Annotated in this window: 1 protein-coding gene; it reads right to left on the bottom strand. The window is 74.6% G+C overall.

The window, feature by feature from the left end:
- The coding region (locus tag B7767_RS36185) for a DUF4349 domain-containing protein (protein WP_107486523.1) at nt 1–830 on the bottom strand (830 nt) is incomplete at both ends.

Below are 830 nucleotides of genomic sequence, written 5' to 3'. Positions count from 1 at the left end.
GGCAGCGGGCCGAGGGCGCTCGGCACGGGCGCCGGCTCCGGCCGCCGCGGCAGCCGGGGGCGTACGGCCTTCCGCCACAGCAGGACCAGCAGCACCGCCACCGCCGCGAACGGCAGCACCGCGCCGATCGCCACCGCCAGCCAGCGCAGCATCGTCACGAACGCGCCCCAGCCGCCCGCGAGGGCGTCCACGAACCCCGGATCGTCGTCCTTCTCCGCCTCCCGCACCGGCGTCTCGGACAGGGACAGGGTGATGGTGGCCAGGCTCGTACGGTCCTTCAGGGACGCCTGCTGGGCGAGCAGGGCCTCCAGGTCGGCCTGGCGGCTGCTCAGCTCGCCCTCCAGGGTGACCACGTCACTGAGCTTGGTGGCCCGGTCCATCAGCTCGCGGATACGGGCCACGCTGGCCCGCTGGGTCGTGATCCGGCTCTCCACGTCGACGACCTGGTCGGTGACGTCCTGCGCCTTCGCGCTGCGTTCGAGGAGCTTGCCCGTGCCCTCCAGATCGGCGAGGACCTCGTCGTACTTCCCGACGGGCACGCGCAGCACCACGCGCGTGTGCTCGTGGCCCTCCTCGTCCCGTTCGGTGGTCTCGTCGCCGATGTAGCCGCCCGCGGTCTCGGTCGTCGTCCGGGCCTCGTCCAGCGCCTTCGGGACGTCCTCGACCCGCACGGTCAGGGAAGCGGTGCGGATGATGTGGTTCGCGGTGGCCTCCGGCGGCGCGGCGGTCGCCTTCGCGCCGTCCGCCGAACCGCCGGGGGCGCCCTGCTTCGCGTCCTCCTGCGCGGCCTGCCCTTCGGCCGGCGCGGCGGCCTTGTCGGCGACCCCGGC

The sequence above is a fragment of the Streptomyces sp. 13-12-16 genome (assembly GCF_002114215.1).
Classification (GTDB): Bacteria; Actinomycetota; Actinomycetes; order Streptomycetales; family Streptomycetaceae; genus Streptomyces.
The sequence above is the reverse complement of the archived record's forward strand: the minus strand, read 5'-3'. Positions and strand labels throughout refer to the sequence as shown.